At 53.9% G+C, this 17013-nt stretch carries 18 protein-coding genes; 8 read left to right on the top strand and 10 right to left on the bottom strand.

Features of this window, described 5'->3' with window-relative positions; all coding sequences use genetic code 11:
- Positions 1 to 138: 138 nt before the first annotated feature.
- The 5 genes from csrA to fliP all read left to right on the top strand — a co-directional run bounded on the left by csrA (position 139) and on the right by fliP (position 2796).
- On the top strand, positions 139 to 417 hold the full coding sequence (csrA, locus tag P8T57_RS13380) for a carbon storage regulator CsrA (protein ID WP_341363365.1): 279 nt from the start codon (positions 139 to 141) through the stop codon (positions 415 to 417).
- 274 nt (positions 418 to 691) lie between these two features.
- Positions 692 to 1120, top strand: a complete 429-nt coding sequence (locus P8T57_RS13375; RefSeq protein WP_341363364.1) for an EscU/YscU/HrcU family type III secretion system export apparatus switch protein — start codon at positions 692 to 694, stop codon at positions 1118 to 1120.
- Entirely contained in the window at positions 1110 to 1448 is a 339-nt protein-coding gene (locus P8T57_RS13370) for a hypothetical protein (protein ID WP_037990317.1), read from the top strand. Before P8T57_RS13375 ends, P8T57_RS13370 begins: the two co-directional genes overlap by 11 nt.
- A gap of 149 nt (positions 1449 to 1597) precedes the next feature.
- On the top strand, positions 1598 to 1975 hold the full coding sequence (locus tag P8T57_RS13365; RefSeq protein ID WP_037990338.1) for a flagellar biosynthetic protein FliO: 378 nt from the start codon (positions 1598 to 1600) through the stop codon (positions 1973 to 1975).
- Positions 1972 to 2796 (top strand): flagellar type III secretion system pore protein FliP, encoded by an 825-nt coding sequence (fliP, locus tag P8T57_RS13360; RefSeq protein WP_063092737.1) that lies wholly within the window; start codon positions 1972 to 1974, stop codon positions 2794 to 2796. The genes P8T57_RS13365 and fliP overlap by 4 nt, the downstream gene beginning before the upstream one ends.
- A gap of 76 nt (positions 2797 to 2872) precedes the next feature.
- Here fliP and P8T57_RS13355 read toward each other — a convergent pair whose 3' ends face one another.
- The 10 genes from P8T57_RS13355 to P8T57_RS13310 all read right to left on the bottom strand — a co-directional run bounded on the left by P8T57_RS13355 (position 2873) and on the right by P8T57_RS13310 (position 13937).
- On the bottom strand, positions 2873 to 4192 hold the full coding sequence (locus P8T57_RS13355; RefSeq protein ID WP_037990314.1) for a tetratricopeptide repeat protein: 1320 nt from the start codon (positions 4190 to 4192) through the stop codon (positions 2873 to 2875).
- Between the two features lie 86 nt (positions 4193 to 4278).
- Complete coding sequence (locus P8T57_RS13350) at positions 4279 to 7788, bottom strand: hypothetical protein (protein WP_341363363.1); 3510 nt, start codon at positions 7786 to 7788, stop codon at positions 4279 to 4281.
- Between the two features lie 2 nt (positions 7789 to 7790).
- Complete coding sequence (locus P8T57_RS13345; protein WP_063092735.1) at positions 7791 to 8513, bottom strand: flagellar motor protein MotB; 723 nt, start codon at positions 8511 to 8513, stop codon at positions 7791 to 7793.
- Entirely contained in the window at positions 8513 to 9361 is an 849-nt protein-coding gene (locus tag P8T57_RS13340; protein WP_007092343.1) for a flagellar motor protein MotB, read from the bottom strand. The genes P8T57_RS13345 and P8T57_RS13340 overlap by 1 nt, the downstream gene beginning before the upstream one ends.
- Before the next feature lie 11 nt (positions 9362 to 9372).
- Positions 9373 to 10020 carry a protein phosphatase CheZ gene (locus P8T57_RS13335; protein ID WP_007092342.1) on the bottom strand — a complete coding sequence of 216 codons (648 nt, stop codon included), beginning with the start codon at positions 10018 to 10020 and terminating at the stop codon, positions 9373 to 9375.
- Between the two features lie 36 nt (positions 10021 to 10056).
- Complete coding sequence (locus tag P8T57_RS13330; RefSeq protein ID WP_007092341.1) at positions 10057 to 10443, bottom strand: response regulator; 387 nt, start codon at positions 10441 to 10443, stop codon at positions 10057 to 10059.
- Positions 10444 to 10663: 220 nt separating this feature from the next.
- Positions 10664 to 11383, bottom strand: a complete 720-nt coding sequence (locus P8T57_RS13325; protein WP_037990307.1) for a hypothetical protein — start codon at positions 11381 to 11383, stop codon at positions 10664 to 10666.
- 152 nt (positions 11384 to 11535) lie between these two features.
- Entirely contained in the window at positions 11536 to 12189 is a 654-nt protein-coding gene (locus P8T57_RS13320; protein ID WP_037990305.1) for a DUF6468 domain-containing protein, read from the bottom strand.
- Entirely contained in the window at positions 12189 to 13316 is a 1128-nt protein-coding gene (gene fliM / locus P8T57_RS13315; protein ID WP_007092338.1) for a flagellar motor switch protein FliM, read from the bottom strand. The genes P8T57_RS13320 and fliM overlap by 1 nt, the downstream gene beginning before the upstream one ends.
- An 87-nt stretch (positions 13317 to 13403) precedes the next feature.
- Positions 13404 to 13937 (bottom strand): flagellar basal body-associated FliL family protein, encoded by a 534-nt coding sequence (locus P8T57_RS13310; protein WP_007092337.1) that lies wholly within the window; start codon positions 13935 to 13937, stop codon positions 13404 to 13406.
- Positions 13938 to 14280: 343 nt separating this feature from the next.
- On the opposite strand from P8T57_RS13310, the gene flgF reads away from it, so the two are divergent.
- From flgF to flgA, 3 genes are all read left to right on the top strand, one after another.
- Entirely contained in the window at positions 14281 to 15042 is a 762-nt protein-coding gene (gene flgF, locus P8T57_RS13305; protein WP_063092733.1) for a flagellar basal-body rod protein FlgF, read from the top strand.
- 72 nt (positions 15043 to 15114) lie between these two features.
- Positions 15115 to 15900 (top strand): flagellar basal-body rod protein FlgG, encoded by a 786-nt coding sequence (flgG, locus tag P8T57_RS13300; RefSeq protein WP_063092732.1) that lies wholly within the window; start codon positions 15115 to 15117, stop codon positions 15898 to 15900.
- A 130-nt stretch (positions 15901 to 16030) separates the two neighbouring features.
- The gene (gene flgA / locus P8T57_RS13295) at positions 16031 to 17011 is read left to right on the top strand and encodes a flagellar basal body P-ring formation chaperone FlgA (RefSeq protein WP_341363362.1); all 981 of its coding nucleotides are present in this window, start codon (positions 16031 to 16033) and stop codon (positions 17009 to 17011) included.
- The last annotated feature ends 2 nt before the right edge of the window (positions 17012 to 17013 follow it).

The following is a 17013-nucleotide window of genomic DNA, read 5'->3' as shown; positions in this document are numbered from 1 at the left end:
GCCAAATGTCGGAAAAGCGTTAAATTACAATGCCGGGCCTGGTTGCAATTGGCGGCACTGGACCGCGACGAACAAAGCGGGCATATTGTGTCGCGTCTGGCCAATTTCTTTTGCCATCTATCGAAACCGGGACATTTCATGCTCTATCTCACACGAAAAGTTGGCGACTCCGTTGTTATTGACGACAACATCGAAGTTACCGTCGTTGAGGTTCGCGGCAAAACCGTGAAGCTGGGCTTCACCTTTCCCGAGGATGTGCAGGTCCTGCGTCGCGAACTTTATGATCGCATTCAGGAAGAAAACCGTTCGGCTGCGGCCAGTGCGGATCTTGTGCGTCAATTGGGTCAGGTCACCAATGCGGTTGCCGGCAATATGAAAACCAGTCCTGACGCCGACGAAGACGACGGTAAAGACTGATTTTCCGGTCGCGCGATCTACCGGCAAGAGCCGGGGAAGCAAGACCACCAACATACGACAGGCAATATCGTCATCCTCCTGGCAGGTAGCCGGGATATTGACCCTCTGCATACACAAGCCCCAATGCGTCCTTTGCATTACGGCCCCTCCTCAACGACATTTATCCTGCTGACCATCGGCGCAACGTTTTGTTGACCATCTTCAAGCTATGGTCGAGGCTTGCTAAGGTAATAAGAGTCAATCAAGACGCTGGAATTTGACGAGATGAGCAAGAATGACCGGTAACCGACCCAAGGTCGACATCACCGATCCGCGCGAAATTGGCACGGAAAATCTTGCCGCGCCCGGTTCCGGCGATCAGAAAGCTGTGGCGTTACGCTATGCGCATGGCCGGGATAACGCCCCGATATTAAGCGCAAAGGGCGAAGGCAGTGTTGCGGAACAAATCTTGCAACTGGCTTTTGCTAACGGGATCAAAGTCCGAAAAGACAGCGATCTTGCCGAAATTCTGATGGCCGTCGACGTCGACAGCGAAATTCCGCTCGAAGCGTTTGCCGCTGTCGCCGAAATTCTGAACTACATATACCGTATCAACCGGATTTACGGTGATCCGGCCAAGAAGCGTTCGACAACATCGAATATCGATCAGGTGTCGGCAACCAGTTTTGCAGATCTCAACCGGGAAGATCGAAATGAGCCCTGAACAATTCAAACCCGACCAGTTCAAGAAAGATCTCAAACGGGTATTGTCTCTGATCACTGCCAGCCAACGATTTGTTGATGACGGCAAAGTGGTCGAACTCAATACACTCGAAACCAAGATTTCCGATCTTTGCGTTCAGGCCCGTGCCATGAACAGCGAACAGCGTCGCGAAGTCGCCCCACTTCTGGCGGCACTAACCGACGATCTCGCGCGTCTGGAAACCACAATGCACAAGGAGTATTCCGAACTGCAACGCCAGTTGCGCGGTCTTAGCAATAATGCACAGGCAACCAATGCCTATGCCAATGCTGCCCGCACCACCCGCTAAGCAACACAAGTCCCGCCGTTCCGTGACTTGCCATCTGATCGCGGAACTGCATGGTGACTTGCCTGCCGGGGCCGTGCACGGTAAACAGAACAGGTTCCGGTTGACTGAATCGGGCTATGCAACAGGTTCGTCGCGGGGAAGGTAACCTGATGGAATTTAGCGCTTATTTCCGATTTGTGGCTGCTCTGGTTTTTGTGCTGGGCATGATCGGGGTTTTGGCGCTGGTGGCACGGCGTTTTATCCCCGGTGCGCGCAACATAAACCGCCGCAGCAAGGAACGCCGACTTTCCATCGTGGAAGTCGTTCCTGTTGATACAAAAAGACGTCTGGTTCTTTTTAAACGCGACGACACGGAACATCTGGTATTGCTGGGGCCGTCCGGCGATTGCGTGATCGAACGCAATATCGGCACCCATTTTTCCGAAGTTCTCAGCGACGATATCCGCATTCACAGTGACGACGGCCTGCCGGATGCATCACCAATCGATACCCCGCCGACAAAGACCAACGGGAAACAACCCGCATGACCATCGCGCTCATTTCGCATTCCCGGCAGGATCAAACCAAACAGAAGCATCAAGCGCGTAACGGTTACGTGCCGCGCTGGCTGGTTCTGATCGCGATCTGGTCGCTGGTGCCATTGATTGCCATCGGATTTGGTGGTGATACCGTTCACGCGCAGACATTCAATTTCGACCTTGGGGATGGTCCGGGCGTAACGTCGTCTGGCCGGATGATCCAGCTTATCGGTCTGCTCACGGTGCTTAGCCTTGCACCCGCTATCCTGATGATGGTGACATCCTTTACCCGGATCGTGGTGGTTCTCAGCCTGCTGCGTACTGCCCTTGGCATTCAGCAATCGCCGCCCAATCAGGTCATGGTGAGTCTGGCGCTGTTTCTGACGTTATTCATCATGATGCCAACGATGGAGCGGGTCTGGGACGAAGGCCTGCAACCGATGATCAACGGCGATATCGACGAATTTGAAGGCATGGAAAGATCGGTGCGACCGGTTCATGACTTCATGATGACGCAGGTCCGCGACCGCGACCTTGAACTGTTCGTCAATCTTGCAAATGTCGAAGTCACCGGACCAGAAACCATTCCGCTGCGGGCTCTGATCCCGGCCTTCATGATCAGTGAACTGCGCCGTGCGTTTGAAATCGGCTTCCTGCTGTTTATCCCGTTCCTGATCATCGACATGGTGGTTGCCAGTATCCTGATGTCGATGGGTATGATGATGCTGCCGCCGGTCATCATCTCGTTACCCTTCAAGCTGATATTCTTTGTGATGGTCGATGGATGGTATCTGATATCGGGGTCACTGGTCGAAAGTTTCGGCGGGTAGCCAGCATTTACGAGAACACCAAAATAAAAGCCACCTTGCAGAAGCAGGCGGCTTTTTGATTATGACTTGGACTGCGTCAGGCTGAGCGCTTACCCGTCTTGAAAACGTTCTTTTCAAGTGGCTTCAGACCAAAGCTGCCACGGCGCGGTGCAGGGTTATCCGCAACGTAGCGGTCCGCCTGCTGGCGTTCACGTTCATTCATGCGCGCACGCACCGCTTCCATTTCACGGTAAGCCTGGCTTCCGGCCGAGGGTGCAGACATCCGCAGCCAGTAATAAGCCATGATGTTGTCCTGATCGACACCACTGCCAATCGCATAAAGCCGCCCCAAAGCCGCCTGCCCGTTAGCCGAGCCTTTACGTGCGGCACGTTCATACCAGCTTGCCGAACGGGCCATATCAACCGGCACACCAAGACCATGTTCATACATCACACCGATCAGGTGATAACCGCCCGGATGGCTAAGTTCAGCAAGGTCCATGGCAAGATCAAGTGCCGCAGCATAATCCGGCTCACGATGGGCAACGCCAAAGATCAATATCTGTGTCATCTGGTATTTGGCAGAAATATCGCCCTGATCACACGCGTTCATCAACATGGTCCAGCCACGATTAAACAGCTTCAGATCCGACGAATGACAGAAATACATGGCGAGATTGGCCTGGGCATAGGTATCGCCCTCGTTCGCGGCCATTTCAAACCAGCTGATGCTTTCGGCAATATTGCGTTCCGCACCCAGCCCGACGCCAAGCGCATAACCAAGTGCTGATGCCGCCTCTACGCTGCCGGCTCGTGCCGCGCGCAGGTTATATTCAAACGATTTCGACGGATCGCGTCTTACCCCGCGTCCTTCAAGATAGAGATAGGCCAGAACACTGGCCGCGGAGGGATCATTCTGCTCGCTCGCGCGGTGGAGATATTCAACCGCCATCTCGTCACTCTGATCAACCCCCCATCCATTGAGGTAGCAGACCCCAAGGTTATAAAGGGCAGCGATCGAACCGTTTTCCGAAGCCTGTTCAAACCATTCGGCAGCTGTTTCCGGGTTTTCAGGAACCCCAAGCCCCTTGGCATAAAGATAACCAAGATTGTTGGCTGAAATACCTTCACCACCCAGTGCCTCTTCGCGGAACCAGTATGCCGCTTCGCGGTACCACTGTTCGCCTTCGCCCTGATCCTCGGCCACACCGATTCCCTTGGAACGCATGAAGCCATAGCAAATGGCAGCAAAGGCACGGCTTTGACGGTGAATCTGATCAAGAATTTTGCGGGTGGCACCCTCGTCGCGCGGCATACCAACGCCGCGAAAATGCCTCAGCGCAAGCGAAAGCTGCGCGAAAATATCACGCTCAACCTTCGCGTCATCGTAATAGACCATTTTAAGTGCACGATCCATCACAGCACTGCTTCCACCAAATAGGACAAGACCCGACTTCCGAACCTTACAGACACAGAAAGCCAATCAAAACATTAATATCACTATTAGTTTATAGCACTAAGCTGTGACTTTTCCAACTGATCACGATAATTGCCCAGAAATCCTTGGAAACTCTCGACTTCATCAACCTTGTTGGCCAACGTGCGATAGTCGATCAAGCCCTGAGACGGACTGGAGGTGATCAGGCTGAAGGCTTCGGCATACGGACTTTGCGCCATAACAATTCCATAGCGCCGCTTCAACATATTAAGCGTGCGTTCCTGCCCGCCCATCGCCAGATTGACCGCCCAATTCAGGACATAGCGGGCACGTTCGTCACCAAAATTCTCAATGACATTGCCCTGATCCTCACCCACAAGGCGCTGGAAGGTTTCAGCAGCAGAGAGATAGTCGCGGGTATCCCGGTAATATTCGACACGCAAAAGCTCGGCATCCTTGGACAGATCACCTTCAAGCGATGCCATGGCTTCGGCCCCGCGGTCGGTATCGAGGAGCGCGCGCGCGCGCAGGTGACGGCGCTGGGTTTCCAATTCACTGGATACCCCGGGAACGTCGCTGTTATCAAGCACGCGAATGGATTCTTCGGGCTTGTTATCAAGCAGATATACCAACGCCAGACGTGCACCGACGCGTGCCTTTTCGGTTCCTGTCAGGCGGAAATCGACCTGATGTTCCAGAAGAGTTTCGGCGCGATCGAACAATTCAACGTCAACCATGCGGTCAGCCAAACGACGAATAAGCTCATCGCCCTTTTCTCCGGCCGGGGTCAGTTCGCGGAACTCGTCATACAGCGCGACAGCCTTGATAGCCGAGATGTTGTTGATCTCGTCGCCCAGGTAAATTGATTCGAACGTGTTATGCATCAGATCGGTGACTTCGGTCGCCGACGGGCTGTTGGGGAAGAAGATCGCCGCCTGACGCAGGGTATTAAGGCCTTCGCGATATTGCTTGTTCTTGATCTGCAATTCGCCAAGTCTACGCAGCAATGCCATCTCAAACCCATCGCCACGCCATGCAAAACGCAGTTTTTCAAGCTGCTCGATCGCATCATCAAGTGTCAGCCGTTCAAGCCGCATCAAAAGCTCGGTGCGGTCAAATATTGCGTGCGCCCGCGCTTTGCGATTACTGCCCTCGGCAACCTCGTCCCAGGTTGCAATAGCCTGTTCAAATTCGCCTGCTTCTTCTTCGAAAATGCCCTTAAGATACTCGACATCCTTGATCTTGCTCGGGTTGATCCCCTTGGTCACAAGCATCTTCTCGATCAGGTCCATACCCGCGTCCGGATTACCAACGATCAGGGCCTGCTCCGCGGCAAGTGGCCCCAGCCGCGACAATAATTCTGGCGGATAGTTATCAAGGATATGAACGCTTTCAAGCAGATCACGCGCCCCGTCATTCGGACGACCACGCGCAGCAAATGTCACTGCACGCCACAACTGCATTTCGGGAATGGCACGCAGGCGCTCATCCTCCAGAAGGCGGGCCGCCTCGTCATATTCGCGATCAAGAAACTTGATTGCTGCCTTAAGTGCACGGAACTGCAATTTCTGGGCAATCAGCGGGTCGTCGTCTTCCATTGTAGAGGCAACCGCGTCTGCTTCGGGGCCAAGCCCGTTTGCCAGATAATATTGCGCCAGTTCAAGACGTGCCTTGTTCCGATGCTCATCACCGCTTTCGGCCAGATCGCGGCGCAACTGATGAATTGCCTTGTTATAGTTATCAAGCCCACCGCGGCGCCAATCATCCAGTTCGAAAATCAGACCTTCGCGGCCATCCCCCGCACGTGCGCGCACCCCTGTCGCCGATGCCAGAAGGCGTGCCCCCTCGGGCGAGATATTCAAACCGTCGGCAGCCGTCACCACAACCGCCTTTCCATCATCCCGGTTCGTGACCTGTACACTTTCGTTAACCGGTGCGACGACAACGCCCTGCACCGACGGAAGAACTTCAAAATCCGGATACCGCAACGCTGTCTCGATGCCATACCCCATTTCCCGTGTTGGCACGACGCGAAGCGAATCACCGACTTCCGGGTCTTCAATCGGAATTGTCGGGCTGATATTGATCAACGGCACAACAAGGCGGGCGCGAGTTTGATTATCGAGCTCAATAGAAGGTCCCAGCCGTTCGATCGGCTGCATGGAGCCCTGCTGCAAGGTTACATCCCAGTCACCATTTTCTGATGGTGTGCTGTAAAGCCCCACACCGTCAGGAATGGTCATGCGCAATACCGTCGCATAAGGACTGTCGATCTGTTCGATCACTCCGATGATCTGGGCGGCATTCTGACGTACGGCATCCAGATCAAGGTTCGCGCGAACATCAAAAACCATCCAAAGGAAGCCGGCACGCGACCATATTGCAGCCCCTCCCGGACGGTTGAACGGGAAGCCCAGTGTCAGTTTGGTTGCATCCTGGGCGACTGTCACCGCAAGATTGCCAATACTTTCGCGTGCTGGCGCAACAGCATCTGGCGAAATCGGAATATCGGGTTGTTCCGCCAAACCACGTGCAATCGGATCATTCACGGGGGACGACGGGCTTCCCCCCGCAGCCTCAGCAACACCCGGCGTTTCCACAGTTGTTTGCGACGGCACTTCTGGTGCGGCAGGCGCAGCAGGTGCGGGGCTTGGGGATGGCGTGCGTCTGGCTGCCGTGGCAGGCGGCGCAGCGGCTGCCGATGCACTGGAATCGGCAGGGTCGCCCTGGACTCCCATCAGATCAACAACAACCTTGTTGCCTGAACGGAAATGACGCAACGCGCGCGGCGGATTTGTCGCGATCTCAACAGATAAAGGATCTGTTGCACTTTGACGCAAGGTGACACCTTCCGGCAACCGACGCGTTACACCAGTAGCATCGATGCGGGCAGGGCTGGTGAAGGCCAATATCTGATTACCCTGATCGCCATTCAACACATAATCCGTGCGGGTGGGCCAATCAAAAACCAGACGGTAGAATGTCGGGTGCCGCCCAACCCGAATTTCAAGCTCCGGCGCGGCGGCGGCAGGTGTAACAACTACAGGTGAAGATGCCGTATCCGGCCGGGTTTGCGGTGCCGAGAATGGTTCGGACGCAACTTCCCCATGTGGGTTTGGTGCAGGACGCGGCGGCGTTGGCGCGGGTGACGCGGATTGCACAGGAGCAGGTGCGAGAGCCGGTTTATCCAGAATATCAAGGACGACATTGGTGCCGACATTGAAAACACGGGCTTCGAAATCGTCTCGTAGGACGAAGGCGACCGTACGTCCGTCCGGATCAAAAAAACCATCGCTGACATAATCGGATACGGGGCCAAGAACACCGCGCATGGAAGCAACCAGCGGCTGGTCAAAACGCACAACAAGTTGGTCACCGATGATTTCAGCGGTGTAATTGACGGGCTTGTTCCATTGCAGAACGATACGTCCATAGCCACTATGTGCGCCCGAGCGGATGATCACGGGATCTGCCGCCTGAGCGAGTGCGGGGCGCATTCCGGTAACTGGCAATACTGCCAGACTGGCTACCACAATCACGGCAGCCAGCAGGAAACGCGCTACGACCAAAAGCATTCTTACGAACCTCCGATCCCGCTTCCGCTATGGGGTTCAATAACAATGTCGACCCGACGAGCCATTGTGAAACGTGTCTGCTCGTCTGCCATAACCGGAAGCTGGTCGTATCTTGATGCCGCAAATCCGTAAATATTTATGTAATCTGTATAGCCCGATCTTTTAAGTTCGTTGGCAACGGCAGCAGCACGGGCAAGGGAAAGCTCCCAGTTCGAAGCATAAAGTCCGCGACCGCTGACCGGGCGCGGGTCAGTATGCCCCTGCACACCAATCCGGTTCCCAATGTTCCCAAGTACTCCGCCAAGGACAAACAGCGCCTTGCGGGCCTGATCCGTCATCTCGGAACTGCCACTGATAAACAGGATATCCCCGGGTAACGAAATCACAAGCTTATCTGCTTCACGGCTCAGCGTGGCATCACCCAGTACATCGTTGTCATCGATGGCGTCATCGATCACAGCGCTCAGGTAATCAAGATTCATCGCGGGCTTGCGATAAACACGCGGGATATTAAGCTGCGCAACGGGCTCATCGCTTTCTTCAACCGGTGACGGTTTTATTGACTGGGACAAAGAATCAACAACCTCGTCCCAACGGTCAATCTTGACCTTTGACATTGCAAACAGCATCACGAAGAAAGTCAGCAGAAGCGAAATAAGATCCGCAAGGCTGAGCATCCATGGTGGCGGCCCTTTGGGGCCATCATCGCGCTTTGGTTCATCCATCAGCCGTTCCCCCCGGATTGCGGAGCCAAGGGAATCGGTGCGTTTATTCCTGGCTGGCCTGCGCCGGGCAATGGAATAAGCATTTTTCCACCGCCAGCGTTACCCGAACCATTCGACGCAGGTGCCGGTATCGCGCCATTGCTGGTGCCGCCTGCGTTGGCTGGTGTCGTTACAGGTGCTGGTGGCTCTTTGGGCCCGAAATTCCAGAAGAAACGGAAAGTAACGATAAAGGGATCAGCCCCCGGATCGATGCCAACATAAAGATTTTTATCGGGGGCCCCGCGATCAATAAGGTCGCGGGCGAATGCCCCCGCCCGACCGATCTGAAGGTTGTTTGCAATCTCGACAGTGCCTTTTGAACCGACCTCGCTGCCCATGACCATTTCCATCTCGTAAGACGCATAACCACTGTCATCGGCCAGCACTTCCGCGAGCTGATCCATGAATTCGCCTTGACGGTCCCTGATTAGAATCGAGTTGGGTTCAAACAACTGGTCGACATGCATGATGACTTCCATCAGCGTGCCCGGCTGTATCACCTGGACGCGCACGACCTTGATCGCTGTCTGAAATAATGATCCCAGCTTGTCCTGGGTATCTTCGGCCGAAACCACCGGTCCCTCGATCGAGGTTACCGTTTGCAGACTGGTGGTTGGCGGCAGAATGGCCGCAAACGCGGAAGACAGACTTTCCTGTACTTCGCGGGTTTTGACTTCTTCGAATGTCGAAATCGTATTCAGAAGGATGAAGAACGCCAGAAGCAGGAGATAGAGGGCGAGGAACAGTGCTACGGCACCGTTTGCGGGCGGGCTTGGTGGTCTTGGTCCGTCGTCCTCTATTTCCGCCATAACCGTCCCATTTAGCTAAACATCGCGTCGATGTCAGCCTGCGAAACCCCCTTGCCGTCGAGCTGCGGCCCGTTCAGCAAGGCTTCTTCACCTTCAGGTTCCTTTTTCTTCCGCGGATTGGACGCAGCATATTTGGCAATTTCATCACCAAATGCCTTGACCAAACCCTCGACCCTTTCTTCGATTGATTTCAGGGCCTTGATCACCTTGGTCGTACGTTGACCGGTGATATCCTGGAAGTTGCAGGCTTCATAAACGCGCATGGTCGCGCTGGTTACGATTTCAGCCTGCTCAGGGGGAAGACTTGCAGCAAATTCCTCAAGCGTATCCATCGCATCAAGGATTTCATGCGTCGCACCGGCGGTTGCATCGACAATCGCGTCGAGCTCGTCCGTTGCGTTGGGAATATATTCCGCCTTGATATCGTCCGGCCGCAAAGATGCTATTTCGGATTTCATCTTGCGAATGATGCCCGAAAGTTCATCCAGTTCACCAAACAGGCGTTTCTGGTCGTCTGATGGCTTGTCACCTTCCGAAACAAAGCGGGAAAGCTGATCCATCAGGTCAGACAGTTGCTCGACCTTAAGCTCATCGCCATCAAGGCGCGCTTTAAGGTCCAGCAACAGCTGCCGCAATTCGTCTTTGGACGTTTTGGACATCTACGGTATCGCGGGACTAAAGCCCCGCGCCCCTAATCAAAACTCACCGATCACGGTGGTGAGTTTGCCCTTCAACGTCTCTGCGTTGAACGGCTTGACGATATAATTCGAAACGCCGGCTTTTTTTGCCATGACAACGTTTTCGGTTTTCGCCTCTGCGGTGATCATGATGAAGGGCAGATCCTTCAGCTTTGTATCAGCGCGAACTTCTTTCAGAAGCTGAAGACCGGTCATCGGCTCCATATTCCAGTCAGAAATCACAAGGCTGAACGACTTTTCGCGCAGTTTGCGCAAAGCCATGCTGCCATCCGTCGCTTCTTCGATGTTCGTAAAGTTCAACTGCCGCAGGAGATTGCGGATGATACGCAACATGGTTTTGTAGTCATCCACAATCAGGATCGGCATATTCGGATCGACGGCCATTCACCACTCCATCATGCTATCAAATCTCTCACCCTTACCCCTGTATTCCCTGTGCATAAGGGTAAGGCCCCTATAATCGTGATGTACCTATTTAACAATGGTTAATCAAGGCTTTTCACAATTCCCTAATAACACCCATCATGTTGAACACACTGTAATAATCGTCTGGTTGATGCCCTTCCAGATAACGGTCAGCGCCCCGGATCAGCACCATTTGAGATTATTGAAGCGGCAACATGTTTATATCCTGTTTATAAGCCAACTCTGTTGTCAGAGCACGTGCGCGGTCTGGCGACATCTCCGCCAAAACAGCAGCAGTATTTGCCTCGCGCATACCAAGTGCAACCTGCAACAGGATTTCCATATCAAGATCGTTCCAGATGCGCGCGGCATCCTTCGGTTTCATTTTCTCATAGACACTGATCAGCTTCTTGATCCGATCACTTTCCTGCTCTTCCTTGGTTGCCACCAAATCCTCGATCGCAGTTTTAAGCGATTTCATTTCCTCGATCTTGGCGTCAATTCGGGCTTCGGCAGCAGCAAGAAGGCTCTCGCGCTCATCAAGGCGCTGTTCTTTTCGATCAAGTTCCGAGCGCCGCACTGAAAGATTCTGCAAAAGATCGATTTCTTCCTGTGTGAAAAGGGTTGGATCACCGCCCAGCATCGGCGGCGCATCACCCGCACCATCAATACCGCCAGTGCCGTCACCTTCCATCATCCCCATCGGGTCATCAAGCCCGGGCGCACCTGTTTCCGCAGGTTGATCCGGAGCCGCCGCCGGATCAGGAGCCTGGGCACGCGCAACCTGAACCACACTGATACCCGATGCATCAGCCGCTTCATCGCCTTTGGGCTCATCCGAAAACAGTCCGACGATCTTGACCGTTAAAACGACAAAACCAACCACGACCACCAACGGTAGGATACGCACAGCAGACATTCATTCACCCGGCAAATGGGACGCTTGCACGCCCATATTGAATTTCAAATCATATACTAACAGGTAGGTACCAAATTTGTCGAAAAAAGACGCCCTAACTGTTTTTTAGCAATCATGGCGATTTTATCTGATTGATCCTATCAGCAACGCCTCTAACGGACAGACCGCAAAGCGGCGAGAAGTTCACGTTCGGCTTCGGAGCGCCCGGCATCCTCATCTTGTTCATAAGGATCAGAAGCAGGTTCGTGTACAGGCGATCCACCAGATCGCATGCCCGAACCATATCCGCCACCAGACGGTTCGGTCGAAGAAGACGTCGATGCGCCAGGCATTGCGCCGCGTTCAACATCACGCATCAACCGGGCAGCCAGTTCCTCTGCTCGGGTTTCAACACCCTGCCTGTCATCAACAACGTTGTTTCGCTCGTTACCGGTAACATTTCCGGCCTCGGCAAACTTTGCCCCGCCGACACCGCGGCGGGTGGCATTGACATCACTTGCTGCCTTTTCCAGTCGGTTGGCAATGCTTTCACCCCGATCTACCATAAAGGACAGATCTTCGTGCAGCCCACTGGCCTTTTCGATATCTTCACGCAATTTTTCACCGGATTGCTCGGCCATTTCCTTAAGCGCGCGGATTGAAACTTCGGCTCGTTCGTTTGCCGCATTGAAAGCCGTCAGAAAGTTCTGCATTTCTTCGCGATTGCGGCGAAATGCCGCCAAACGACGGCTCAGGATCATGGCGTAGATGATCGTCGCAATTAGCAACACAATCATTACCAGATCAAGATAGATGGCATAGTCCATCAACTGTCGTCCTCGTTATGCCGCGCCCGGTCACGAACCTGAATCGCGATCCTGTCCCCCTTGCGCCCCATCATCCCCTTGAACAGGGGCACATCGCCGCACCGAACCTCGACAGGCGAGGTCGGACTGGTATTAAGAACCAAACGGTTGCCAACTTCCAGATTAATCACATCGCCAAGCGACATGATCTGCTCGTCGAGTACCGCAAGAAGGTTCACATGGGTTTGCCACAACTCGTTCGCCAGGTGGTTTTCCCAGATCGAGTCCCGACCGAACTTTTCCCCCATGAACATCTGAAGCAGTAGTTCACGAACCGGCTCCAGTGTTGCATATGGGATCAGCAGTTCCAGACGACCACCGCGATCTTCCATGTCAATGCGCAGCTTTGCAACGATGGCAGCATTGGCATGACGGGCAATGGTCGCAAAACGCGGGTTGGTTTCAAGGCGCTCGAACCGGAAGGTCACCGGGCTTAATGGATCAAATGCCGCCGACAAATCCCCGAGAACCACATGGATCATGCGTTCGACAAGATTGCGTTCAATCGTGGTGTAGGGACGACCTTCAATACGCATTGCCGCCGTACCGCGACGCCCGCCCAGCAGCACATCCACAATGGAATAAATCAGCGCAGAATCAACCGTCAACAGCCCATAGTTGTCCCATTCCTCGGCCTTGAAAACACCCAGCATGGCGGGCAAGGGGATCGAGTTCAGATAATCCCCGAAACGCAGCGAAAGGATGTTATCAAGCGATACTTCAACGTTGTCGGATGTGAAGTTACGCAACGAGGTGGACATCATGCGTACCAGCCGGTCGAAAACAACTTCGAGCATCGGCAGACGTTCATACGCCACCATCGACGAGTTGATGATCGCCTGAATGCCGGATTGGTCACCCGCACCCGATCCATCATCAAAACCAAGCAGACTGTCAATTTCATCCTGGTTCAGAACACGCGCAGATCCGGGGCCAACATCCTCATCTTCGCCACCGCCATCTTCATCGCCAAGCATGGATTCCCATTCGGCGGCCATATCCTCGCCACCGTCGTCTCCATCCTCGTCACCGCCTGCCATGGCTTCCCATTCAGCGGCAAGTGCGTCATCATCATCTTCATCTGCCATCGGCGATTTGTCCCTAGCCCTTCTGGCCCGTTATTTTCTTGCCCATATACTTTCTTGTATGGTGTCTCTGGCATTGCCGCCAGCACCTTATTGTACCAGCATTTCCTTGAACAGAACGTCGTTGATTTTTGCAGGCTTTGCTGCAGCACTGACACGGATCAGCAATTCTTCACGAAGGCGGAACATCCCCTCGGAGCCAGCCAGATCTTCCGGTCGCAGTTCACGCAGGTAAACCTGAAAGTTATCAACAATACGCGGCATCATTTGCTCGATCTGGGGCAACATGCTCTGGTCTGCAACTTCCAGACTGACGCGTATTTTAAGATAGCTTTGCTTACCGCCTCCGGCGTTCAGGTTCACCAGAATCTCCGGCAAATCGACAAACCCGACATTTTGCGGAACCCCCGGCGCCTCTTCGATGGCGCTTTCGGAAATCACTTCTTCGGTGTGATCCCCTCCGCCGCCGGTCACCATGTCAATCACAGGCTGAAGAAGCCCCGTGAAATAGGCCGCAGCAGCACCACCCAATAGCAGGAGTACCAGCAGGATAACCACGACCAGCAATTTCTTGCTGCGTCCCCCGCCACCATCCATTTCTATTTCGTCGACATCATCACCCATCGGTCTGCGTTACCCTGCGTTCAAAACCGTTACCCTGTCTATCCAGCAAACACTATGCCGGAATGATGAGACATAATACCTCGACGTTAAAATTCCGTTTCCCGCCTCTTTCCATGCAAGCGACTCTGTAAAGTACATTAGTTCAGGAACTACCGATTATCACCTGCGGCATAGATGACCCGGCAATAATGCACGGTAGGTTCTGCCAAAGCAGGCTCAGAAGATGCGCGGCAACAAATGCCGATCAAAATTTTATCTTTTAATTTCATAAACTTAAGTCAACTGGCATAACTTTCGCTACTAGCCTGTTCAGAACACCGACCCGATTTGGGAAAGCAAAATTATGGAAAACGTTACCTACATCGCTTTGTCGCGTCAAAAGACGCTCCGCAGCATGATGAACAATATCTCCCAGAACCTGGCGAACATGAACACGACCGGGTACAAGGAAGAAAAGATGATGTTCACCGATTGGGTTGCGAAGAACAAGGATGCGCCTTTCCGCGGCGAGCGTGAAATATCGCTTGTTCAGGACATCGCTCAGTTTCGCGACACACGCGTAGGCAACATTGAACATACCGAGCGTCCGCTTGATGTGGCTCTGAGCCAACCGGACATGTTTTTTGCCGTCGAAACCCCAAGCGGCACCCAATATACCCGAAATGGTAACTTCAGCCTAGATCCCGGCGGACAACTGATCACAAACGAAGGTTATCCCGTTCTAAGTGATGCCGACCAGCCTATCTTCTTTAACGAAGCCGACGGCCAGATCGAAATCAAGGGTGATGGCGCGGTGACAACCGATATCGGTCAGATCGGGAAACTCAAGGTTGTCACGTTTGACAATGTCCAGGCAATGAACACGACTGGAAGCTCGCTTTACAGCGTCGTGAAAGAAAACCCGAACGATCCCGATGGCGCCCAGCCGGTTGAGAATCCCGGCGTTGTTCAGGGTGCCCTTGAAAAATCTAACGTCAACCCGATCAGTTCAATGACACAGATGATTGATGTGTTGCGCACCTATCAGTCCGTGACGCGGTCGCTGGAAAGCGAGAACGAGCGTCAACGTAACATGATTAACAAACTGGGCGATGTTCGCGCCTGATTAGCCTGATTAAACGGGCGCCCGCCCTAAAGAATTCATATGCGCCCGTGGCGCAGACCCAGGAGACAGAAGATGCGGTCACTTGATATTGGAGCCCTTGGTATGCAGGCACAATCCACCAATGTGGATGTGACCTCGCACAACATCGCCAACATGACCACCACCGGCTATAAACGCCAGCGCGCCGAATTCCAGGACCTGCTATATCAGGATCTGCGTCGCGCAGGGTCCCCGTCATCCGATACTGGGACAATTGTTCCTGTCGGCGTGCAGGTCGGCCTTGGTGTAAAAACCGCCGCCATCGGGCGCTATATGGGGCAAGGTACCCTATCTCTGACCGAAAACGAGCTTGATGTCGCCATCCAGGGACGCGGCTACCTTCAGATTGATTTGCCCAGCGGCGAAACGGCCTACACCCGCGACGGCACCCTGAAACTTGATGCCAACGGGCAGATTGTGACCAAGGATGGCTTTGCCGTTCAGCCGGGCATCACCGTACCAAACAACGCGACATCGGTCACGATCAACACCTCAGGCGAGGTGTTTGCGGAAATCGATGGTCAGGTTGCGCTGCAGAACCTGGGGCAGATCCAGCTTGCAACCTTCATCAACCCGGCCGGGCTTGATGCGCTTGGCGATAACCTGTTCCTTGAAACCGAGGCATCAGGCGATGCCACGACCGGCGTCCCGGGGGCCGTTGGCTTTGGCACGGTGCAGCAAGGTTATCTGGAATCCTCAAACGTCAACGTGGTGCAGGAAATCACCAACCTGATCAAGGCACAGCGCGCATACGAGATGAATTCCAAATCGATCTCGACCACGGATGAAATGATGAGCTCCGTCAGCAATCTGCGTTAATTCGATACGGTTCCGAACTGATAAAATTTGCTGGAAAATGAATGCGCGGGCAGCCTTGGAAAAAGTGGTTTCCCGCGTTAACTGCGTTTACGCGATTTATACAGTTCCGTGCTATGGTTGGCGGATGAAAATGCAGAAAATATTCCTTGTCCTTGCCCTTTTGCTTTCGGTACTGCTGAGCAACCCGGAACCGTCGCACGCGCAATCGTCGTCCAGTTCCCAAGAACTGGATACCAATATCCTGCTGCGCCCTGATGCGGTTGTCGAAGGGCAATATGTGACATTGGGAGACATTTTCAGCGGCATCGACGTTGAACAGGCTGATATTCCGGTTTCCCATTCCCCGCAGCCCGGACGGCAAACCGTTCTTGATTACCGCTGGCTTTATGGCATCGCGCAGCGAAACAAAATTGCATGGCGCCCCCGAACGACGGCGGACCAGATCGTCATCACCCGCGCAAGCCAGACAATTTCCATCGACGAAATTTCCGAAGCGATCAAAGATGCGCTTGTCGACCATGGAATAAAGCCGCCCTTCACTGTCGACCTTTCCGGCGAGACATTTCAAATCCATCTGCCTGTCGATGTACCGGCCGAAGTCGAGATCACAGGTCTTGACGTCAACCAACGGACAAACCGATTCATTGCCAGTGTCACCACCGGCACGCAAACAGCCCAGCGCCGCACTTACCGCATGAGCGGCAGATATTTCCCCCTGGCACAGGTTCCCGTCGTGATCGAGCCCGTCCGGCGTGGCGAGATCGTGCGCCCGGATCAGGTTGAATACCGAAATGTCCGCTCGGAACGCCTTCCAGCGGGTGCCATTCGCGACATCAACGATGTTATCGGCAAAGAAGCTTTGCGCCCGATCAAATCAGATGAACCCCTGATGTTCCGCGACTTTTCCAATCCGATCCTTGTTCGGCGCGGCGCACTGGTTACGATCCGATTGTTCACCGCCAACATGTCGCTAACCGCGCGCGGCAAAGCGCTTGAAGACGGCGCAAAAGGCGCGATCATTCGCGTCATGAACATGACCAGCAACAAAACCATCCAAGTGGAAGTTGTTGCCGAGAACGAAGTTCGCGCTTTGCCCGCAATGTCGCAATAACA

The sequence above is a fragment of the Thalassospira sp. SN3W genome, from assembly GCF_038070535.1.
Lineage (GTDB): Bacteria > Pseudomonadota > Alphaproteobacteria > Rhodospirillales > Thalassospiraceae > Thalassospira > Thalassospira xiamenensis.
Note: the sequence above shows the minus strand (reverse complement) of the source record. Positions and strands in the feature narration are given on the sequence as shown.